The organism is Paenibacillus sp. GL_099_B, assembly GCF_057835695.1.
The window spans coordinates 6,521,152-6,544,071 of the sequence record NZ_CM174430.1; the positions used below are offsets into that span (position 1 = coordinate 6,521,152).

Here is a 22,920-nt window from a genome sequence, read left to right on the forward strand (position 1 = left end):
AACCACTTGGATGGCATTGGAACCAACCAAATGATATAGTGTTCGAAATAAGAGAAAACGTAAATACATCACTCATTCCATAAAGGAGGTGAAACTGCCCATGAATCGTTTCGATTCTCGACAGGGGGGGAGCTGGAAGCCGGACCCCTCCCATTCCTTACCTCTATACCGACAGATTGAGGTCTATATCAGCGAGAAAATTACTGCAGGGGAATGGACAGCAGGGTACCGGCTTCCTTCACAACGGACATTGGCTCAATCCATGGGTGTGAATCGCAGCACGCTGGTCACTGCATTGGAAAACCTGGCCGCCGCAGGCATGATCGAAGGCAGACATGGTGGCGGAACATATGTCTGTGGCTCTGGCTGGCATGCGCTGGCTCACGGGGCTCAGCCCAACTGGGAAGAAGCCATTGAAGAAGGCTGGTATTATCCCAATCTACCAGAGGTACAGCAGATTAACCGGGTTGAATTCCAGCCAGGCATCATTCGGCTCGGAACTGGTGAGCTTGCACCTGAGCTGATGCCCCAGGAGGCTTTTAACGACATCCTCCATGCTCTATCCAGTCGTTCTCGTACACTAAACTACCTCGAACCTCAGGGTAGTCTGGAGCTCCGTCAGGCTTTGTCCGTTTACTTGCAAACAAGCGATATACAAGCCTCCCCTGACTCCATTCTGATCGTTTCCGGCTCTCTCCAGGCACTACATCTTATTTCAGTTGGGCTTCTGCCCCGCGGATCGGCAGTCCTGCTGGAGAAGCCATCTTATCTGTACTCCATTCATGCTTTCCAATCTGCCGGGTTGAAAATGAGCGGCATTCCGATGGATGCCGAAGGATTACACACTCCGCGTCTGGAAGATGCCGTACAGAACAATGCAAACAGGGACAGCATCTCGCTGCTCTATACGATTCCGAGCTTCCACAATCCTACCGGCTCCGTCATGAGTGACAGCCGCCGGGAAGAACTGCTCGCCACAGCGCGGAACACCGGCATCTCCATTTTGGAGGATGCCGCCTACAGCGACCTATGGCTGGACGAGCCCCCGCCGCCAGCGCTGAAGGCGCGCGACAAGGAAGGACGGGTGCTGCATATGGGCACCTTGTCCAAGGCGGTCAGCCCCGGTCTGCGCCTCGGCTGGCTGGTTGGGCCGGAGCCGGTCATCCGTCGTCTCGCAGACATCAAGATGCAGACGGATTATGGCACCAGCTCCCTCGCTCAGGAGGCTGCTACACTCTGGTTTGCCGATGCATACCACGAGCAACATATGGATCGTCTGCGGCCGGAACTTCGCAAACGCAGAGACTTTATGCTTGAGCTTCTGCAACGCGATTTCAGTGAAATCGCCGAGTGGAGCATACCTGCCGGAGGCTTTTATATCTGGCTCCGATTTACCACAAGTCCTCTTTCCATTCGAGAACTGTTCCATGCCTGTCTGGAGAATCATGTGCTGATTCATCCGGGATATCTCTATGACCGCCTGGATACAGACCACATTCGTCTGTCCTATGCCTACGCTTCACCGGATGAGATGGAGCGTGGTCTTCACCTTCTGGCACAGACAGTCAATAAGCTGATGACATCATGAAATGAAAAACCGCCTTGATCGGAAGGAATGACATCCCTCTGATCAAGGCGGTTCTTTGAGTTTTTGTATTAATGAGACAGATACGTCAAGGTCGCAGGTTTTCCTTACCCTTTTACCGCACCTTCTGCAATACCCTCCATGATGAACTTTTGGAAGAACGCATAGATGAGAACCACCGGAATCGCGGTAAGTACCAGGGAGGACAGAATCAACGGCCATTCCTTGTTGTACTCGCCAAACAGCATGTTCGTGGACAGAATCAGCGTATAACGATTCACATCCGTCAGCATGAGCAGCGGCAACAGGAAATCATTCCAGATCCACAGGAAGTCCAAGATGGCGATGGTGACCGTAATTGGCAGCAACAGTGGGAAGATGATCTGGAAGAACGTCTGGAACTCATTACATCCATCCATCTGTGCCGATTCTTCCAATTCACGCGGGATGGACTTAACAAACCCGTGATAGAGGAAGATAGCCATGTTCACACCAAGTCCGATATAGATCAGAGCCAATCCGTATGTGCTACCTTGAACGTGAAGTCCTTTGGCAACTCGTGTCAGCGGAATCATGATCGAGTGAAAAGGAACGAGCATGGATGCCACGAACAGGAAGAAGATCAGGTTGCTCAGTCTGCCTGAAGTACGCGACAGCTTGTATCCGGCCAATGAAGCGCAGAATACAATACCACCAATACCCAGGAAGGATACGATCGCCGAGTTCAATGAACTGCCCAGCAGGTTGATTTTGTTGAACGCATCCGAGTAGTTTTCCCAATGAAATGTCGTTGGGAGAGCTATAAAGGACTGGAACATTTCGCCTTGTGTTTTGAATGAGTTCACAATCGCCATGTAGATTGGCAGCATTGCGACGAGGGAGCCTAGGACCAGCAGCAGTCGAATCAGGTAGCTGTTAATTCGTTGCATCCTCATGCTTCCACCTCTTTCTTCTTCATCACCGTAATCTGAATGAGCGTGAAGATGAGCACGATGACGAATAACACAACCGACTTGGCACTGGCATATCCATATCTAAAATTGTTGGAGAATGCCTCTTCATAGATATTCATCGTAATGACCTGAGTGGCTCTGCCTGGACCGCCACCTGTAAGTCCGTACACGACTTCAAATACTTTGAAGGCTCCGTTCAATGTCAGAAAGAAACAGATTGTCACGGCATGAGTGATCATCGGTAATACGACATTACGCAGTACCTGGAACGCATTAGCTCCATCAATAACAGCCGCTTCCTTCAGACTCTTCGGCACACCCTGGAGTGCAGCCAGATAGATGATCATCATATACCCCACACCATTCCAGAGCGATACGATCAGGATGGAGTAGAATGAAAATTTCGGATCACCCAGCCACTGTTGGTCCAAAAAGGAGACCGCCAATTTCTCGGCCAGCTGCGGCAGCACCTGGGAGAAGATGAATGTCCACATAAAGGCGCTGATGATTGTACTGATCATGTTCGGCATGAAAAACAGGGTCCGGAATAACCCCTTGCTGCGCGTCCGTGTCTCAATGAACACGGCGAGCAGCAAGGCAATTCCGTTTTGCAGTATTAGCATAAACACCACATATTTCAACGTGAACCATAGGGAATTCAGAAAGTCGGGATCTTCCTTGAACAGCTCCACAAAGTTCCCCAGACCGATAAAACTGTAATCCCGGTTCAGACCATTCCAGTCCGTCAAGCTGTAGAACAATCCACTAAATGTGGGATACAGCAGGAAAATGGCATAGATGACAAAGGCAGGCGCAGTGAACGCTAGCAGCGACAGATACTTCTTGAATACATTCGTAGCCATTGGTTCTCCCCCTTTTCACTATAAGCAGACTCGCGTAAACGGGGGAACGAAGACCGTTCTGCCAGCCGTTTCATCTGCTTACTTGTTGACTTTGTTGTAGGATTTCCACGCCTTGTCGAGCGCATCAATCACCTGCTGCTGATCCAGTTGTCCGGAGTAGTAACCTTGCAGCGCTTTGCCTGATTCATCCTTAACCGCTTGAGGAATGGATGGATCCTGATACGCTTTGCCTTCATTAACATATTTCAAGGCATCGTCTACCCAAGGGAAACTTTTGAAGTCATGAATTTTGGCAACCGGATTGAATTTCAGTGCTTCATAGAATGCACTTGAATCCTTGTCATCGAGAACATAGTTTACGAAGTCGAGTGCCACTTCCTTGTTTTTGCTGGAGGAAGATACGGCCAGTGAAGTCGATGTGCTCAGATTGATTTTGGTATCATCCGGGTTGTCATTGATCGGCAGTGGAGCTACGCCGAAGTTGATATCGGGATTGGACTTCAGGATGGTTTCCGCGAACCAAGGTCCTTGAATCCACATTGCTGCTTTGCCTGTTGCAAAGGCTGCTGAACCATCATCGCCGCCCACTTCGAGCGCTTTCTCCGTTCCATTGGCATTGACGAGATCGAAGATGTCGAACAAGGCTTTCATGTCCGAGAAGGAACCTTGATCCTGATTCATCTTATCCAAGAAGTCTTTATGTTCTGACTGAGTCAGTGCACCTACAGTAAGTGGCAGGAACAGTTGTGGAATCCAGGCCTCTTTGTACGACAGTTCAAACGGTGTGATGTTGGCTGCTTTCAGCTTTTCCACGACCGCTTTCATTTCCGTCAAAGTCGTTGGTATCTCTATCCCCTGTTCTTTGAAAATATCCTTATTGTACAGGTATCCCCAAGATAACGTTTCCAAAGGAACGGCCACGACTTTACCCGACGCATCCGTTACGGAAGGCTTAACGGAATCCAGTAATTTATCGACAAAAGGTTGACCCGACAGGTCTTCCAGATAACCCGCTTTGCTGAACGGTGGAATTTCATTGACCGCATGAAGCGCGAACACGTCCGGTGCATCATTGGAGGCAAGTCGTGTTTTCAGAATCTGCGGCGCATTATCTGCTGGCGGCATCTCCAGTTGTACGTTGACTTCAATATTCTTTTCGGCTTTCTCCTTGGCTTTGAACTGTTCTATATATTTATCGTAATGTTCTTTCAGCCGCGGCTGTGCAATGAATACTTTGAGGGACACCGTACTGCCCGATGCAGTCCCCTCCGCCTTACCATCCGTACCCGCATTGGAACCGCAGCCTGCGAGCAGAACGCTCACAAGTACCGCACTTGCTACGCTTTTCCATACTTTCATCTCTTATGACCTCCCGGTGTAACTGGTTTGTCTTTCATAGGATCATTATATATCACGAAATGAAAGCGCTTCATTGGACAAAATTAGACTCATTTATTGGATTATTTTAAACCTTAATCCAACAGTAAACTGTCTGTGAATGAATTATTTTGGGCTGTTACCTGACACACGAGGTTGTCCCTTTCGCATCTCCCCAGGCGAAACCCCGAAGTGTTTCTTGAACACCCGGTAAAAGTACGATACATCCTCATAACCTGTCATCTCGGCAATATGTTTGAATGGAATCTGATCATCCAGCACCCATTCTTTTGCTCTTGCCATGCGTAACTGGACAATATAGTCGGTCACATTCACGCCGTATTCTTTTTTGAACACCTTGCTGAGATATTCTTTGCTGACAAAAAAGATCTGAGCGAGCTGCTCTAGCGTAATCATCTCCATGCAGTGCTGCTCAATGTGTTGCTTCACCTCATCCAGGTTCAGCTTGTTCTTGAATTTGCGCTGCGCAATTAGCTGCTCCAACGAAGTATAGTAAGGCGATGATATCCAGTCCACCGCCGATGCGATGGACGCCAGAGCAGTCGGCGGCGGGAGCACAGCTGCTACAGGTTGCTCGCATAAGCCGTTGGAAACACACAGCTCGCCCAGCAGCGTCTGCAATTCGTATGCGACCCGCCCAAGCTGTTGAGGTCTTCGGATATCACTGGTATCTAGCCGGTGTTCCAGCTGCCCGAACAGCTCATGTAATCCCTGAACGTTCAAGTCGTTAAAACGCAGGCGTGCCTGCTGCTGAATCAGCGAGAACTCGCCAGAAAAAGCCGAAGGATAAGGTTCCCAGGACTCCGGCCCGGACTCGGTCTTTTCCAATTCTCGTTTACACTTGGCCAGAACGTTATTCAATTCATCGGGATTCACCGGCTTAAGCAGATAATCAGCGGCACGGTGACGAATGGCATGTTTCGCATAATTGAAATCATCATATCCGCTGACCACAATCACTTTGATATGCGGATATTGTGCGCTCAGCGTCTGGAGCAGTTCCACGCCATCTGTACCCGGCATACGCATGTCTGTAATGATAATATGGGGCTGATGCTGCTCTACCAGCCGGATCGCATCTCCGCCATCCTCTGCCTCACCTGCAACCACCATGCCAAGCTCATCCCACGTGCCCAAATTGCGCAAAATATCTCTGTTCCATGGCTCGTCGTCCACTAATACTACTCGATAATGATCCTTATTCACGAGATCTCGCCTCCTGTATGGCAAGGAATTCGAACAGTGACACTGGTTCCCTGTCCTTCCCCACTCTCCATGTTCATGCCGTATGCAGGCCCAAAGTGCATCACGATACGTGATGCGGCATTGACCAGTCCAATGCTAGTCCCCGAGCTCCATACTCTGTCTCCTTGCTGGGACAGCTTGGATAGTCTGGATTGCATCTCGGCCAGCCTCTCTTGATCCATGCCCACCCCATTATCGGAAATGCGGATGGTTACCTCATGATCTAGTCGGACAACTTCAATGTTCAATTTCCACTCTCCCTGTTTTTTCTCCAGACCATGGACAAATGCATTCTCCACAATCGGTTGCAGGGATAACTTCGGAATGTAGCAGTCACTGAGCCCGCCTTCAATCTCCAGTTTATATTCAAGTCTGCCGGCAAAACGCTGCTTCTGGATGAGCATATAATGCTCCAGCTGGTCCAATTCGGTCTGCAATGGCACGAGACCATCCGGCGCTCTGACAATATAACGGAACATCTCACTTAATGCACGAATCACTTTATAACTGTCTGCCGGCTTCTGGGAGTACACCATACCTCCGATCATCTGCAACGTGTTTTGCAGAAAATGCGGGTGAATCTGAGACTGAAGCGCTTTGAGCTCGGCCGTCTGTTTCTCCAGATTCATGAGATAGTTATCCCGGATATGTTCCCGAATGCGGCTTGCCATACCATGCAAATTTTTCTCCAGCAGGCCAATCTCATCCACCCGACCACTGCGCACCACTTCCTTGTCCTTGATCAACTGGATTCCCTTCATGGAATTCGCCAGTCTGACAATCGGTTTGGATGTTCGCCAAGCCACAAATGCTGCCAACAACACCGAAACCACGGTAGCCAGCCCACCCACAACAAGACCATATTTCATCGTTTCCATTGCGCTCTCATTGATGACATGGGAAGGTACAATTTTGATCAGACGCATCCCTGACGGGTCAATGGCATGATAGAATACATATTCCTTAGCTGTTCGAATGAAACCGGAACTGTCCTTTGTAGCTGCAAGCTTTTCTAGTGCCTCTGCTGAAGGCTGTATCTCCTTGTTTGGCTGATAAACCGGACTTCCCGTACTATCCGCGATGTACACCGCATAATCCCCCCGGCTGTCCAGCAATTCCAGTGTCTGATTGAATTCGGCCCACTTGACTTCCAGACTGATTGCGCCGATCTGCGCCTGATCCTCGAATCGGTTCATGCTGCGGGTCATATGAAACTTCTCCGGATCATTCGAATCATTAATAATCGTAAAGTCCTTATGCTGTTCAAAAAGTTCATCGTATGCCGAAGGAATGTCGGGGACTGATCTAATCCGGCTTTCCATCGAGTTGAAGGTGAACAATGTGTCCAGTTCCTTCAGGTATAATTCCACACCAAATACATAGTTGCCGGCCGAATAATATACACTGTTCAGCATGTTGAACACAGCCTTCTGTTCATCGAAGCGGCTGGCAGCTGGAGCATCCTGATTCAATGCCAAATACTGATGCAGCTCATCACTGATCTGAATGGAATAGATGAGATTGTTCATCCGCGCGAATTGTTCACCCAAATAGATGGAGGCCCAATTCATATTCGCACGATTGGTCTCCATGATCTCTTCTTCCATGGAAGAGCGGGTATTTTCGGCCGCTACAACCGTCATGGCAATTACAGGAAGAATGGTCAGAAATGTCATGGTGAGTATTAATTTGTTGCGAATGCTGCGTTTGAACGGATCAATAAGCTTCCGATATAATTCGGTAAACACGAGGCATCCACTCCTGAGCTATGAGCTAAAATAAGATAAACGCCCCAGCATGAGGCCGAGGGCGCTTTGGTCTTGGTATTCTTTTTATAATCATTGAAAACAGACTTGTCAATTCATTTATGATTTCCCATTATTGCTCAATAATGCAGAACCCCCATGGTTCCAGCTCCATATTTTGCCCTCCGGACACCGCTGTGCCTGCCAGAAGTTCCGTTCCGTCTCCGTAGGCATTCACGAACGTAATCGCCTGATCGGAGTAGTTAAAGAAATAACGAATCGTATTCCCTTGATCATTCACGCCGCTCTTCACGATGATTGGAAAAGCCAACTCCTGATCAGTTCCCCACAGTCCGGCTTCCTTTATGACACGCTCCAACACTTTGCGGATCACCGCGGAGCTGGTATAACATCCAACGTACGTTGCTTTGCCCTTGCCATAGGTATTCAGGGTAATTGCCGCATATTCTCCCCAGTGAGGATGATCATACCAGGCCAGCACTTCTGCAGTTGTTGGTGTGATGAGTTCCATCCAGGTGTGAATCTGATTCTGTTCCTCTCCAACCTCGAACGGATCATCTCGAAGCGACACATTTTTCGGCTCAACGAACAGGTTGTAACTGATGCCACAAGCCTCACTGATCAGTCCAGGCTGGCGGGTAGAGCGGACCTTAATATGCTCATTGGCGAATCCGCTCTTGAAGGAGTAAATGACTTGCCCACCATCCTGTACAAATTGGTTCAGCCTCTCAAGCAAGGCATCAGAAGCTGCGTACAAAGCAGGTACAACGATCACATCATAGCCTTCATAACTCTCCACAGACGGATCAATCAGATCACAGCCAATGTTCATTTTGTATAATTCGTCATACATCCAGCGCACAACGTCGTTGTATTTTTTGTCACTGGTAAAATTAAATCCGAACCACTTGATCGACGTCAACGCCTCATTGCTGAACAGCACCGCTACCCGATTCGTTTTCTTCAAATTCACCAGTTGCGGGCTAAGTCTGGCAAAATCCCGGCCTATCGTTTTGGCCTCGTTGTACACCGGATTTGGTTCAAAATCATGGCTCAGCAATCCTTTCCAATACGTCTCGAACGAATTATGCAAGGAATGCCAGTGCCAGTAAGCAACCATGTTTGCTCCCGAGGCCAGGTGGCTAAACGCCTGAAGGCGAAGCTGTCCCGGATAGGGAACCCAATGCCAGAAAGCCTGGGCTTCCGTCTCGAGTTCGATTGTTTGGTGGAACGTGCCACGTCACCGCCGAATGAAATCTCAATGCCGGTCAGATCATCCTGCGACGGATGGTAGATGTCCACACTGGTGATGTCAAAAGGCTTGGATGCGGCAAAATGGTCCACATCCCCCTGAATGCCGTACGAATACCCACGCCAGTCGAAGTCAAAGTTCTGGGTGACAAACTGACCCTCCTGTTTGTACTCATTTACAATTCCGACCTGCCACGCTAGAAAGTTGGTTACCAGTTGGCGCTGGAATTTGGCAAATTCAGCTCCCAGACTGCCGTTGATTGTACCGACAACCGACGGGAAGTCCTCCCAGCTATTGATTCGGTTACTCCAATAGTCGAGACCAAATTCCTTGTTCAGATCATCCAATGAGCTGAACTTGTTACGCATATATTTAACGAATTGCAATTGTACGTTATCTCCGGCAGTATTGTAATGCTTCGTTTCGTTATCCGTCTGATAGCCAATCACGGCAGGGTGTTTGCTAACACGGGAGATCAGCTTGCGAATGATGCGTTCCGCATAGAACAGATATGTTGGATGTGTGATATCCATGATCTGCCGCGCTCCATATTTCCCCGGTCCCTGTACCGTTGTTGCCAGAACATCCGGGTGCTCCTTGACCATCCACGTCGGAACAGCATACGTAGGCGTACCCACAATAACCTGAATACCCGCCGCATGCATGGCATCCAGTACACGATCAACTGAGGAGAAATTGAATACACCATTCTGTGGTTCATGCGTACTCCAGGTTGATTCCGCAATCCGCACCACGTTGATGCCTGCATCTTTCATCATCTGAATATCTTTGTCCAATCGCTCATAAGGCATATATTCGTCATAGTATGCTACCCCGTACAATAACTTGTCCGTGTTAAAATCCCCTTTTCATCCGGAAGTATGAAGCTCTTGGCATTTATACAAAATGAAATGATTCAATTGAAAAATGATAACGTTTACATTATTATCTGTTGAAGTACATTAGACACTTAGTAATCTGTCGAACGCTCTCCTATTCTACGATTTTCAATGTTGGCGTTAAACTGATTATAATGAAGTATACTATGGGTGCCGATTGTACAAGGCGAGTTGTTTTTACCCTTTTCCGAGGTGAATGTCATGGATATCCGATCGCAGCTACGAGAAATGCCACATCATACATTGGCTCACTGGCTGCCTATTATCGACTGTAACATTAAATTCTATGGAGCGCACAGCCAACAAGTTCCATACGGTTGGGCGATGCCGGAGGAATGCCATCCGGGCTTTGAAATTATGCTGATTATAAAGGGGACTCAGGAGAGTGTTATTCACGGGTATACCTATACGGTTGAGGAAGGTTCCATTCTACTGATTCCACCCGGATTCAAACATACAAATCAATGTGTATCATCAGATGGCATGACGTATTTCAGTGCTCATTTCAATGTGGATGATCCTGTATTCACCTTGAAGCTGATGTCACATCACAGCCGAATCTATGAGGCAGGCACCACAGATAACATACAAATGCGCCCTGTCCTAGAGAACTGGATGAACATGATCAGAACATCGGAGGCATACACTTCCACAGACAAATTTATCATGCAGGCACGCATGTTTGAATTGTTTGCCCTGCTGTCCCAGGCGGCTGACCGTGAACCACTGCCTACCCGATCTGATGCATCGCCTAATGCTCCAGCTCCCGCAGCCATGCATTATGCAGGGGCCATCGCAGAAGCCATCAAACAGGCATTCCATACGCAGCTCCGAATCAAAGAGGGTAATGTATCCACCGTCAAAGTGGAGCAGATCATATCCTCATTTGGCATCAGTCCGGGATATGGGCTGCAGCTCTTCCGTAAGGTGTACGGACAATCTCCACGGGCCTATCTGTCCAGCCTGAAGCTGCAGGAAGCCAAAGTACTGATCGAACAGCCGAAGCTCTCTTTGGGGGAAATTGCATGGAAGCTGGGCTACACCCATCTGTCGCACTTCAGTAGGCAATTCAAACGATGGACTGGCCAGAGTCCGCTTCAATATCGCAACGCCGTTCAGGATCTATCCAACGAATCGGGTCCAGTGCACCAAGAGTCGGGAGAATGAATAGGACTGAGAAAGAATGAGATGATGATGAAGTGATTAGTCAAGGGCCGTATGATTGGTTACGAATATGCTCGTACTCTTCCGGAGTATTCATATTACTAAGTTGAATAGCCACATCATGGACGCCAGCACTTTCCAACTCATCGAGGTCGACATATCGGCAGCCGATCTCTTCAAGCCATTGGGTTACTTTCAGTCTATTATCTATTAGGCGCTGTTCAAGTTGGGGGAGAACACGTCTATGATATGCACCTGCAAGCGGATGAACACGCCCTGCCAGTCGTGGAACGATCGCATGAAGCTCTTGACCTGATTCGGTGAGCCACTTCAAGCCTTTGAAAAAGGATGGCTCTAGCAGCGGCATATCACAGGCGCAGACGAGGTTCCAGTCCGTCTCAGAGACTTCCAGCGCGGCATGCAGCCCTGCAAGCGGCCCTCTTCCCGGATAATAATCCTGGACGCAGTCGTAGGGCAATGCGTTGTATGCAGCTGTGTTGGTTCCTGTGGAAACGATAATACCATCCACAGCCGGTGCCATCGCTTGGATGACCTGTCCCAGCACGCTGGAACCATTCCATTCCAACAATGCTTTATTGGAACCCATACGGCGGGATAAACCTCCTGCCAGTATAATACCTGTCCATTCCATCGTGCTCATGGTAATCCTCCTCGTTCAATAAACTTATTCTATACATTGAATACCCTTTCAACAAATGATACATTGAAGAATATGATTCTGAAAGGAATGGCTCTATTGGACAGATATGCACCCGGAAGAGGCAATCCCTCTTTGGTTTCGCTGAAACTATATAACTTTTTCATTTATGGAGCCATTTCAATCTTCGCCGGTTTTCTTCAGTTGTATTTGCAGGAAATCGGGATGACCAAATTGGAGATTGGCAGTCTGATGGCGATTGGTCCGTTTGTATCCTTGTTCGCTAATCCGTTCTGGGGCTTCTGGAGCGATAAATCACGCAATATTCGCATTATTCTGATGATGATGATGGGTGGCACCTTTGTGCTTGCTCAGGCCGTATTCTATGCGCCTACGTATGCCTGGATCTATGCAGCCATGATCTTTTTTTATTTCTTTCAAAGTCCGTTGTTTGCCCAAACCAACAGCCTGATTCTTGGTTATATCGATGGCACAACTCAAAAATTCGGTACGTTTCGTCTTTGGGGATCGCTCGGCTGGGCTCTAACCGCTGTGGCTGCTGGACCGCTGATTGACCGCCTGGGGGCGGGCAGTGTATCCCTTGTCTTTGCCTTCATGATTGTCATTGCCTTTGTCTTTGCCTTGTTTCTACCCAGACAGCCAATCGCATCAGATACACCTGTAGTGAGCTTTCGACGTTTCGGCAGGGTGATGTTCAATCCGTACTTTATGATCTTTATAGGGCTTGGGGTGCTCGTTTCCGTACCCAACGCTATGAACAGTACATTTATGTCATTGTACATCGTGGAAATGGGTGGCGATAAACAGATGGTTGGCTGGGCCATCTTCACATCATCCATACTTGAGGTGGGTGTATTCTTGCTCCTGGACCGTTTTCTCAAACGCAAAATGAGCATGCTTCTCTCATCTCTCATACTGATCAGTCTGTTGTTCGCCATCCGCTGGCAGCTCATGGCCCTAGCGAACAATCCGTTAGAGATTGTGTTCATTCAGCTCATGCACTCCATTACGTTCGGTGGGTATTTCTATGTAGGGACCCAGCTGACGATGCTGTTCATTCCTAGGCCGTACCGTTCCTCTGGTCAGGCCGTGTATACGATGGCCTGGGGCGGCCTCTCTGGTGTCATTGCTGGCCTGTTCGGCGGCTGGCTGTTCCAGAGCTTTGGTGCTGAAGTGATGTATAACATCGGGGTATTCTTCTCCCTGATCGGTGCTGTTGGTTTTGCAATCATGTGGCTCTCGAATCGCCGCAATGGATATCAGCCAACTGTGTTGACGGAAATGGGTGAAAGGTAATTTTTTGTTGGCAAAAGTTGAACCTTTCAAGATTTACACTGGAGCACTACGAGGACAGAACAATCTTTCGATCGCTGTTATCCCCGGATTTTTTTGATTCTCCCTTTCTATAAGGGTAAAATCCGGTGATAAAGGCGACCGCTCCGCTTCTCCAGCTTTGTTCTGTCCTCTCCGTTATGGTGTAAATAACAAAGTTCAAACAATCAAACAAAAGATTAAGAATAGTAGTAGTAAAAAGAAAGGCGTCTCCATTGGCTTATTGCCCTGGAGACGCCTTTTACGTTTATTGATTGAAGTTTATTGATTTAGGTTTACAGCTTAGGCGTATAAACCTAACTTGTTTTCTCACCCTAAACCTCTAACTTTACCCTTGCCTACCTTTGTACTTAACCTTATGCTTTTGGCAGTTGGAACGAGCTTTTCAGGGATACGACCCGGTTAAATACCGGACGGCCTGGCTCGGAATGTTTCGGATCAACGCTGAAGTAACCGTGACGGAAGAACTGGAATTTATCCTGTGCTTTCGCTTCCTTCATCTCTTGCTCCACAAACCCTTGAACGACTTCAAGAGAGTTTGGATTCAATTGATCCAGGAACGTTTTCTCCGGTTGCTCTTCCACAACCTCCACCTCAGCGCCTGCCACGGCCGCTTCTGGCTCGCTATCTGCTTCCGGTGCTTCTGCGGAGATCAGAGGTTCATACAGACGGAATTCAGCTGGAACCGCTTGGCTTGCTTCCACCCAATGAATGGTTCCTTTAACTTTACGGCCTGTGAATCCACTGCCGCTCTTCGTTTCTACATCATAGGTACAATGGATTTCAGTCACATTGCCTTCTGCATCCTTAATTACATCGTTACATTTGATGAAATACGCATGTTTCAGACGAACTTCGTTGCCAGGGAACAAACGGAAATATTTGTTCGGTGGATTTTCCATGAAATCGTCTTGTTCAATATAAATCTCACGGGAGAACGGAATTTGGCGATTGCCCATCTCCGGGTTCTCCACATTGTTCTCTGCTTCGAGCCATTCCACTTGCCCTTCAGGATAGTTGGTAATGACTACTTTGAGCGGGTGCAAGACAGCCATCGTGCGCGGAGCTTTCAATTTCAGATCTTCACGTACAAAGTGCTCCAGCGTTTGCAGGTCGATGACGCCTTGGCTTTTGGAAATGCCTGTTTCGAATACGAAATCACGAATGGCTTCCGGTGTATATCCCCGGCGGCGCAGACCTGAAATCGTTGGCATGCGCGGATCATCCCATCCATCCACATGGCCTTCATCCACGAGCAGTTTCAGCTTCCGTTTACTTGTCACCATTTGCGACAGGTTCAGGCGGCCAAACTCATATTGATGTGGTTGGTTCTCCATCTCACATTCGGCAATAACCCAATCATAGAATGGACGTTGATCCTCAAACTCCAGGGAGCAGAGGGAGTGGGTTACTCCTTCAATGGCATCTTCAAGTGGATGTGCGAATGCGTACATCGGATAGATGCACCATTTGTCACCCGTATTATGATGATGTGCATGAGCAATACGATAAATGACCGGATCACGCAGGTTGATGTTCGGTGAAGCCATATCAATCTTGGCGCGCAGCACTTTCTCACCGTTCTGGAATTCGCCTGCACGCATCCGTGTAAACAGGTCCAGATTCTCTTCTACAGTGCGGTCACGGTACGGGCTGTTCTTGCCCGGCTCAGTGAGCGTTCCACGCATAGCACGGATTTCGTCAGCGCTTTGGTCGTCGATATAAGCTTTGCCTTTTTGGATCAGCAAGACCGCGCGGCTGTACATTTCATCAAAATAATCGGAAGCAAAACGTTTCTCGCTCCACTCATATCCGAGCCATTTCACGTCTTCCTGAATCGATTGAACATACTCTACATCTTCCTTGACCGGATTGGTGTCATCGAAGCGCAGATTTGTTTTGCCGCCAAATTCGCCACCCAGTGCAAAGTTAATCCAGATCGCTTTGGCATGGCCGATATGCAGATAACCGTTCGGTTCCGGAGGAAAACGGGTAATGACTTCCTGGACTTTCCCTGACCGGAGATCTTCGGTAATAATATTTTTGATAAAGTTAGGTGGGGTTGTACGATTGTCCACAGGTATCAAACCTTTCATGAATTGATTGGAGCTTTCAGGAATTTGCAGCAATTCCGGCTAAAATTCCTTTATAACGAAGTCATTTCCTGAAAAAATCTATTTTCTTGGAAAGTTTCGTACGCGTTTCATTTAAATATACCTTTAACGAGGGAGGAGTTCAATAAATAACGCCCCAAAATCAGGATCAGTTACACACAAGATAGGCCCAAAACCATTTTGACGGGTTCGCACGAATCATGTAGCATGATAGAAAAACAGAATTTAAGGGAGGGTTTCCCATTGAACGCGCTAAAACTGACCAAAGAACAACAGGATGAAGCCATACGTACCATCCAGTCGTATTTCGAAGAGGAACGCGGCGAAGAACTGGGCGATCTGGCAGCTTGGGGTGTGCTGGATCTTTTCATGACCCAGTTGGCTCCCTTCATATATAATCAGGCACTGGGTGACGCCCGTACTACGGTGAATCAACGCATGGCTTCGATGGAAGAAGACCTGTTTGCATTGGAGCGCAAGCTACCGAAGAATTCCCGATAATTCATTATTTTAAAGAAAGAAGGTTGCACTCATGTTTACCTATTCATTGGATGAATATACCGAACTCCGCCCACTTGCCATGGAGCACACCAAACCGTTGTTCGAACTCACGGACCGCTCGCGGGACCAGTTGAGGCATTGGTTACCGTGGGTGGACAATGTTACTGAGATTGAGCATACTTCGAATTTTATCAGCAATGCACTGAAACAGGGCGCTGACAACGGCGGTTTCACCGCAGGTGTCTGGCTGAAAGGCGATCTTGCCGGCATCATCGGCTTCCACGAAATCAACTGGACCAACCGCTCGGTAAGCATCGGATACTGGCTTGGCAAAGGTTTTGAAGGTCAAGGCTTGATGACCAGCGCATGCCGTGTTCTGGTCGACTACGCTCTCGTCACCCTGGATCTGAACCGTGTCGAGATTCGCTCAGCAACCAACAACAAGCGGAGCCGGGCCATCCCTGAACGGCTTGGATTCGTCCTTGAAGGCGTTATTCGTCAGGCTGAGAAACTGCCTAAGGGCTATGTTAACCATGCGGTGTATGGCATGCTGCAGCATGAATGGGAACTTTTACGCTAAATTAGACTTACATAATTTGAATGGTTGGAGGACTATTTACTACTACGAAATATGTTCCTCACAATGGCATACATCAACTCTTAAAGCCCCTCCTACTCCACAACACATGGAGAATAAGGAGGGGCTTATCTTATTTGCGCATTTATGTATCCATATAACTTCGAATCTCTCGATCCGCCTTCTTCTTAGAGCGCACGTACCATGCCACCGTCCACTACAAGAGATGTACCTGTAATGTACGTATTCGCTCCTGATAAGAGGAACACAACTGCTTTGGCAAACTCCTCGGGTTGACCATAACGTCCCAGTGGAATTTCTTTACGGAATTGTTCGGCAACCTCTTGCTCACTTATTCCGTTCTGCTCTGCACGCGCAGCGTCCAGTTCATGTATCCGATCCGTTCCAATTCTACCCGGCGCAACTGTATTGATCAGAATGCCATATGGCGCAAGTTCCTGTGACAAAGTCTTGGCCAATCCGAACACACCCGTACGGAACGTATTGGACAGAATCAGACCGGGAATCGGCTGCTTCACAGAGGTGGAGGCAATGTTCACGATATGTCCGCCGTTCTCCTTCATGTAAGGAAGCGCACCGCGAATCAGTCTGACATAACTAAGTACATTTAATTCAAATGCACGTTCCCAATCTTCATCCGTCAATGACTCGAATGTTCCTGAAGGCGGGCCGCCTGAATTGTTCACCAAAATATCAATCTGCCCAAACTGTTCGCCTGTCTTGCGAATCAGGGCATCAATATCTTCCCTGCTTGTCACATCGGTTGCAAAATATTCGATACGTCCGCCACCACCAAGCGCTAGCAGCTCCTGCTTCACCGCTGCAAGCTTCTCTTCGCTCCGGCTGGCGAGCATGACATCAGCGCCTTCTGCCGCCAATTGAGCGGCTACCGCTTTGCCCAGTCCTCGACTGGATGCAAGCACCAGCGCCTTTTTACCACGAAGTCCCATGTCCATTGTTGTTCCTCCTTCTACTCTGTTCTATCCGTTGGGCTGGATGAAATAACTCATAAGAATATCGTCCACATATTTGCCTGTAATATAAAATTCCGACACCAGTCTGCCTTCCGTTACAAATCCGCACTGTGTATAAAAAGCAATCGCCCCTGGATTGCTGGATAACACCCGCAACCTAAGTTTGATGATGCCTTGTTCAAAGGCATGCTGCTTCATGGCATCCATCAGAGCTGTAGCAATACCACAGCGTCGATCATGGGGATGAACGGCGATATTAATCTCGTATACATGGCGGTTAACAGGCATTCCTGTCGGCAGATAAAAGCCTACATAACCACATACCCGCTCTCCCTGAACGGCAATCAGCTGACTGCCTGGAGGACAATGCTGCAAATATTGTTGTCTGGATCGCCACTGAAACGGGGCCGGAGAGGTATGCTTGTCCCATACCAGTGCATCCAGTTCCATCAGTTGGGCAGCATCCTTGATCTCGGATGGTCGAATGGTATACGTATGGCTGATAAGCATAAAAGTTCAACCTTTCGTGCAATAGTCGATAACACTGCGCAAAGCAGCGTTAGAAAAAACGGCTTGTTCCTTACTCATTTCGACATTTTGCAGCTGAATACGTGCAAAATGCTCCTTTGCTTTATATTGTAGCATAGCCTCAGACTTGACTAAAATTTCACACAGTGGAAAGAAATGAACACTTAACCTTGCCGTAACGTCATCGTTTATACTGAATTGATAAGGAGGTGCACGTGATGAACATCAAAGAAGCCGCGGACAGACTCGGCATATCGGCAAGAGCCATTCGCTTTTACGAGGAAAAAGGGCTGATCTCCCCCGTCAAACAGACAAGTAACGGATACCGTACATACACCGAGAATGACATCTGGCGTCTGCAAACCATTGCAGCTCTGCGCGAAATCGGGATGTCGCTTCAGGATATCACCCAAGCGCTCGGAGAGATTGACCAGGGTAATCAGCAGCGATTGGAAGAATATCTGGAGCTGCAGCAGGCGGTCATGTATGCCCAGTGGGTCGAGCTAAAGCGCATGCTGGATACAACCCAGCGTATGATTGATCTCAACCGCCAGGACGGGCCACTAGATGTCAGCCATCTGCATGATCTTGCAGACAGTTCGCGCCGCCTCAGGGAAGCTCGGCAGAACTGGCATGACCGCTGGAATTACGATATGCAAGCAGCCATCCACGATCAGCGCGTACAGGCGGCGAATGACCGTCTGCCAAGACAAACTACCTCAAACATCAGAATTGATTCGGGACCTGGAGCCATGCGAGCAACAGATAAGTCGGATCGAGAAGGCGAGCCAGATCATAACGTTGATGAAGTTCGCAGCCAGAAGTATAGCCGGACAGCACACAGTCCAAACAGCGATAAAACGTATCCAGAAGATGCAGGGTCAAGATCGGAAGATTCGAGAGTAGGTGCAGCACCTTTCAATATATATGACAACTATGATGAGGGGCTGGAGCAGACAGCAAGCTGGATATCTCCAGTACCCGGCGAAAAAGGACTTGATATCGGTACAGGTACGGGAAATCTGGCTGGCAGACTGTTAGAGCGCGGCGCAGCGATGACTGCCATCGATCAATCCCGGGAGATGCTGCGTACATGCCGCACCAAATATCCCGAGATGCATGTGAAGCTTGGCAACTTTCTGGCATTGCCTTTCGCCGACCAGTCCTTCGATTTTGTCGTATCCAGCTTCGCCTTCCATCATCTGAGCCCAGATCAGCAGCAGTTGGCGTTACACGAAATGCAGCGAGTGTTAACTGCACGTGGACGGATCTGCCTGACAGATCTGATGTTCGCTGATGCAGCTCACCGTCAGACGTATATTCAACAGGCTGAAGCAGCAGGTCATGAGGACCAATTGCAAACGATAAGGGAACGTCATTTCCCGCTGCTAGACGGCCTATGCGGCTCGCTGGAGGACGCAGGCTATGTGACGAAGCATATACGCCATAATGCGCTGCTGCACACGTTGCTGGCCGTTCCTTTGCGTTAGAATGATCATCCCACCGTAACGAGTTCCCCTGACCCGCCAATGATTCCTTCTCAAATAAAAAAAGGTCACCCTGCCTGTTAAGGAGGATGACCTTCCACTCTAGTGAAACATCGAGCTTGTATTGAATCTACATATATATTTCAACAATCGTGCGCTCTGAAGCATTACGCGCTTGTTTGAACTCATCCAGCGAGATACGAGCACCACCTTGACGGTAACGGTTCGCCGTTTGCTCGGTACGGATGTCCTTGCCGTTTACCGTTACACGGTTAACCGAACCTTCGTTCAGATGGTAGATAAATGTTACCGGCTCTCCTGCATATTCGAATTCGAATTGCATGCCATTCAGCTCAGCCGGCAATACCGGGTCAATAACCAGATCTCCGCCTTCCTGACGAATGCCAAGTGCGTTCGAGATCAGTTGGTTCATGTAGATTCCAGGACCGCTGGAGTAGATTCTCCATCCACCTTTCACCTGTACTGTTCCTTTGCGCAGTTGGTCAAAATGCTCCTGCGCCTCGTAGCGCGTGTTGAACTTGCCGTCGGAACTGCTGAAATACGCATTCGCCTGACGAATCTCCGCATTAGGTACAACTTCGCCGATGCCAACCGGGTTAATCATGGCAAGACCATTCCACACCTGATCCGTCTTACCAAGCTTCGCCATCGCTTCAACGTAACGGATATGAGCGTGTACATACTGCAAACCGATCTCGCGACCGAAGTTGGACGCTTGCTCTGCACGTTTGAAGTGGCTGCTCACACCGCCTGCATATTGAGCTGGACGATTCATCAGACGTACCCCATCCGGGCACAGGAACTGCTCACGAATCAGCGCATAATGCGATTCAGCCTGTTCTGCATTCAGCAATTCGCCGATCATGCTGCGCGTCATCGGCAGAAGGCGATATTGAATGCCTGTCTCCGTATCTGTTGGGTGAAGCATCAGCTTCGCCTGATCCGCTTCTTCCATGTATACGAAACCTGGGATCACATCTGTACCCAGCATGTGACGATTAAAGTCTTCACGGATGCCTTGAGCCAGAACGTCCAGCTCCTGTGCAAATCCAGCATCCTTATGTTGCAGCGCCTGTGCGAGCACATTTACAGACTGATAAGTCAAAGCAACGGTCCAGCTGCTCACCATATATTGTTTGAGCTGTGCATTGGCTGGCTGGAGCGTATCATCCCAGTCCCCATCACCGTAAGAAGACAGGAATGTGTCGTGCAGGAAGTGTGAGCGGATATATTCGATCTCTTTTTTCGCGTGATCCAATACAGTCGCTGTTTCTTCCGTGAATCCGAAGCTGTGCTTAACGGTATAAGGCACTTTCTCATCCAGAATCGCATAGTCACGAGTCGCTGTCAGGTAGTCCGCCAGCACTTTCAGCGGCCATACGATGATGTCACCGTGGCTCTCTTCCTGCTGAATTGCAAAATACTTGTCAAACATGAACCATTGCGGCCAGTTGCCATCATCTTCATATTGGTGGGTATACACCATTTTGATGATATCGCGAACCTGTTCATATTTTTGCGTTGCCATGAAGTATTCAACCGGACCTTGGCATACATCCCGAGTACCCCATGCCGCGCCGCCGTACTGCTCCAATCCGTGAGGCACGGAGTAGTGAACCAGCATGTTGTGTGTGTACCACCAAGCCAGTGCGTTCACTTTGAACAGATCCTCTGCACTTTGGCCTTCCCCACGAGACAAACGGAAACCGTTCATTACGCCTGCGAAGAATTCGCGGTACGCCTGAACTTCCTCTTCAAAAGTAAGACTGGATCCTGCTACGACAGAACCGTCTGCTTCGTTTGCTTGACCTTCCAATACGCCTTGTACCTTGAGCGTCCATTCCGCACTCTCTTCCAGACTAAGTGTAACCATCGATGCAGATCCACTGCGAATACCACTCGCCAGCAACGTTTCGTCTCCAACATTTACGGCTGCGCCATCCACCGACATGCGGTATTGCAGGTCAGGATACGTTCCGGCACTAATCGCTTGTGGATCAGCCTTGAAGATCAGCGTGTTGCCATCTTGCGTCATATGCAACGGATACTCGTATTCATTGACATTCATCGTAACTTGGTTGGTTACCAGGTAGCGATATGCTTTGCCACTAGTCGAGCGCACGTTCATGCTCACTTCAGTCGTGTGTGCTCCGGTGTAATTGGTCACGATAATGGTATCCGATTCGGTTTTGTAGATCCAACGTACATAGTTGAAGCCAATCTCGAACAGGGAAGGCATCGTCAGCAGACGATATTGTCCATCCATTTCCACATAAATGCGTTGTCCAGCCGTCTTCGGCACGTTCAATGCGTTGCGGGCATTACTGATCATTTTATTAAAATTGGTGTTACCAATAACGAGTTGTGAGTTGAAAATACCGTACATATACGATGTCGTTGTAATAACCTGCGCACCAAGCTGTACATTGCCACCACTCATCAGGATATGGCCGTGCGGACGCTCTACGAGCAATTCTTTCGCTTTCAGGACGATATGTTCATAACTGCCCGTGAAGAAGGATAACAGCGAATCACCGCTACGCTCTTCCTGATGACGGTCAGGGAACAGATCATTAATCTCATCTTGTGTCAGATCAAGCGCAGCAAGCGGTTCACCCAAGAAGGATGACAGTTTCACCTGTTCCAACGTCTCGCCTTGCTGAGCAGTCAATGCTTGTACTTCGTTCCATGCTGCAGTCACTTCATCCCCGAATTCCAAAGCGGAGATTCCGGCAGGATGATCTGCTTTGGCCAGTCCGTAGAAGACTACTTTGGCTTCCCCGTCCAAGTTTACGCGCTCCGATTGCAATGCTGTGTAGGCAAATTCATACTGGTACGTCTCATTTGCCAGTGTATTATGGCTCAGGCTCTCAGGCTGGTTCGTTTCCTTGTAGGACAGACCGAAGAATTGGAATCCGTCTGTAGAGTAACCAACTGCCTTAGTCAGAGAACCTTGTTGCATGTAAGGGAAAGCACCGCCCTGAGGCTGGTTTTGACGGGAACATACCACATATCCCTTCGCTTCATCCTCAAACACCGTATGGTCAATGTACTGCGACAGATAGGCTTCATTGCTGCGTACTGCACCTGGATCAGCAAGCCCTACATCCTGTCCATATACCACGTCAACTTGATGTTGTTGTCCTGTGAGCTTCACATCCCAGAACCAGACGCCTTGCGTTGTGGCTGTAAACACAACCTGATAGCCAATACCTTGTTCTTTGCCTTCAAGCTGTACGGTACCTTCCCAGATCAGTTGATTACCGGATTGCGATTTGCTTGTGATCACTTTGCTGTTCGAACGCACACCCAGCAGTGGGAACGAGCTGATTTTCTCTCCCTCGTGTACACGCAGATACAGGTTATTCAAAGATCCATCGATCTGGTTGCTGAGCAATTGATTCAACATGGTCGTACCGGATTTAGCTTGGTACAGGTCCCCACTGTTCAAAAAGGTAAAGGATAAATCCCCGGCAGTCAGCCGGATTGGTTCATTAATCATCGTTGTCATACTATTCACTCCTTCAATTAGTATAAAATCGAAACGTTTCGATAAATCCG

16 protein-coding genes and 1 pseudogene are annotated in these 22,920 nt (G+C 48.6%); 6 read left to right on the plus strand and 11 right to left on the minus strand.

Features of this window, described 5'->3' with window-relative positions; genetic code table 11:
• The first annotated feature begins 100 nt into the window (after positions 1 to 100).
• The gene (locus AC3ITG_RS29735) at positions 101 to 1,588 is read left to right on the plus strand and encodes an aminotransferase-like domain-containing protein (protein WP_489252167.1); all 1,488 of its coding nucleotides are present in this window, start codon (positions 101 to 103) and stop codon (positions 1,586 to 1,588) included.
• Between the two features lie 104 nt (positions 1,589 to 1,692).
• Here the strand turns inward: AC3ITG_RS29735 and AC3ITG_RS29740 are convergent, their stop codons facing one another.
• From AC3ITG_RS29740 to AC3ITG_RS29765, 6 genes and pseudogenes are all read right to left on the minus strand, one after another.
• Entirely contained in the window at positions 1,693 to 2,520 is an 828-nt protein-coding gene (locus AC3ITG_RS29740) for a carbohydrate ABC transporter permease (protein ID WP_024632759.1), read from the minus strand.
• The gene (locus tag AC3ITG_RS29745) at positions 2,517 to 3,401 is read right to left on the minus strand and encodes a carbohydrate ABC transporter permease (protein ID WP_064641854.1); all 885 of its coding nucleotides are present in this window, start codon (positions 3,399 to 3,401) and stop codon (positions 2,517 to 2,519) included. Before AC3ITG_RS29745 ends, AC3ITG_RS29740 begins: the two co-directional genes overlap by 4 nt.
• 78 nt (positions 3,402 to 3,479) lie before the next feature.
• A complete protein-coding gene (locus tag AC3ITG_RS29750; protein ID WP_413374278.1) occupies positions 3,480 to 4,760 on the minus strand; it encodes an ABC transporter substrate-binding protein in 1,281 nt (426 codons plus the stop codon).
• A gap of 144 nt (positions 4,761 to 4,904) precedes the next feature.
• Complete coding sequence (locus AC3ITG_RS29755; RefSeq protein ID WP_413374277.1) at positions 4,905 to 6,005, minus strand: response regulator; 1,101 nt, start codon at positions 6,003 to 6,005, stop codon at positions 4,905 to 4,907.
• On the minus strand, positions 6,002 to 7,792 hold the full coding sequence (locus AC3ITG_RS29760) for a sensor histidine kinase (RefSeq protein WP_489252168.1): 1,791 nt from the start codon (positions 7,790 to 7,792) through the stop codon (positions 6,002 to 6,004). Before AC3ITG_RS29760 ends, AC3ITG_RS29755 begins: the two co-directional genes overlap by 4 nt.
• 130 nt (positions 7,793 to 7,922) lie before the next feature.
• Positions 7,923 to 9,874 (minus strand): annotated as a pseudogene (locus AC3ITG_RS29765) (beta-galactosidase).
• Positions 9,875 to 10,162: 288 nt separating this feature from the next.
• On the opposite strand from AC3ITG_RS29765, the gene AC3ITG_RS29770 reads away from it, so the two are divergent.
• A complete protein-coding gene (locus AC3ITG_RS29770) occupies positions 10,163 to 11,128 on the plus strand; it encodes an AraC family transcriptional regulator (RefSeq protein WP_489252169.1) in 966 nt (321 codons plus the stop codon).
• A 40-nt stretch (positions 11,129 to 11,168) separates the two neighbouring features.
• On the opposite strand, the gene mobA is transcribed toward AC3ITG_RS29770, so the two are convergent.
• Entirely contained in the window at positions 11,169 to 11,786 is a 618-nt protein-coding gene (gene mobA / locus AC3ITG_RS29775) for a molybdenum cofactor guanylyltransferase (RefSeq protein WP_489252170.1), read from the minus strand.
• A gap of 87 nt (positions 11,787 to 11,873) precedes the next feature.
• Here mobA and AC3ITG_RS29780 point away from each other — a divergent pair, with 87 nt between their 5' ends.
• Positions 11,874 to 13,100 (plus strand): MFS transporter, encoded by a 1,227-nt coding sequence (locus tag AC3ITG_RS29780; RefSeq protein ID WP_489254545.1) that lies wholly within the window; start codon positions 11,874 to 11,876, stop codon positions 13,098 to 13,100.
• Positions 13,101 to 13,492: 392 nt separating this feature from the next.
• On the opposite strand, the gene AC3ITG_RS29785 is transcribed toward AC3ITG_RS29780, so the two are convergent.
• On the minus strand, positions 13,493 to 15,232 hold the full coding sequence (locus AC3ITG_RS29785) for a glutamine--tRNA ligase/YqeY domain fusion protein (RefSeq protein ID WP_489254546.1): 1,740 nt from the start codon (positions 15,230 to 15,232) through the stop codon (positions 13,493 to 13,495).
• A 261-nt stretch (positions 15,233 to 15,493) separates the two neighbouring features.
• Between AC3ITG_RS29785 and AC3ITG_RS29790 the strand changes: the two genes are divergently transcribed.
• On the plus strand, positions 15,494 to 15,751 hold the full coding sequence (locus AC3ITG_RS29790) for a DUF2164 domain-containing protein (protein WP_097115777.1): 258 nt from the start codon (positions 15,494 to 15,496) through the stop codon (positions 15,749 to 15,751).
• 31 nt (positions 15,752 to 15,782) lie between these two features.
• Positions 15,783 to 16,331, plus strand: a complete 549-nt coding sequence (locus AC3ITG_RS29795; RefSeq protein ID WP_076287542.1) for a GNAT family N-acetyltransferase — start codon at positions 15,783 to 15,785, stop codon at positions 16,329 to 16,331.
• Positions 16,332 to 16,516: 185 nt separating this feature from the next.
• On the opposite strand, the gene AC3ITG_RS29800 is transcribed toward AC3ITG_RS29795, so the two are convergent.
• Together AC3ITG_RS29800 and AC3ITG_RS29805 are read right to left on the minus strand one after the other, a co-directional pair.
• A complete protein-coding gene (locus tag AC3ITG_RS29800; protein WP_489252171.1) occupies positions 16,517 to 17,305 on the minus strand; it encodes an SDR family oxidoreductase in 789 nt (262 codons plus the stop codon).
• A gap of 24 nt (positions 17,306 to 17,329) precedes the next feature.
• Entirely contained in the window at positions 17,330 to 17,833 is a 504-nt protein-coding gene (locus tag AC3ITG_RS29805; RefSeq protein ID WP_163758148.1) for a GNAT family N-acetyltransferase, read from the minus strand.
• Between the two features lie 236 nt (positions 17,834 to 18,069).
• On the opposite strand from AC3ITG_RS29805, the gene AC3ITG_RS29810 reads away from it, so the two are divergent.
• The gene (locus tag AC3ITG_RS29810; protein WP_489252172.1) at positions 18,070 to 19,341 is read left to right on the plus strand and encodes a methyltransferase domain-containing protein; all 1,272 of its coding nucleotides are present in this window, start codon (positions 18,070 to 18,072) and stop codon (positions 19,339 to 19,341) included.
• 127 nt (positions 19,342 to 19,468) lie between these two features.
• On the opposite strand, the gene AC3ITG_RS29815 is transcribed toward AC3ITG_RS29810, so the two are convergent.
• Positions 19,469 to 22,870, minus strand: a complete 3,402-nt coding sequence (locus AC3ITG_RS29815) for a GH36-type glycosyl hydrolase domain-containing protein (RefSeq protein WP_489252173.1) — start codon at positions 22,868 to 22,870, stop codon at positions 19,469 to 19,471.
• Positions 22,871 to 22,920: the final 50 nt, after the last annotated feature.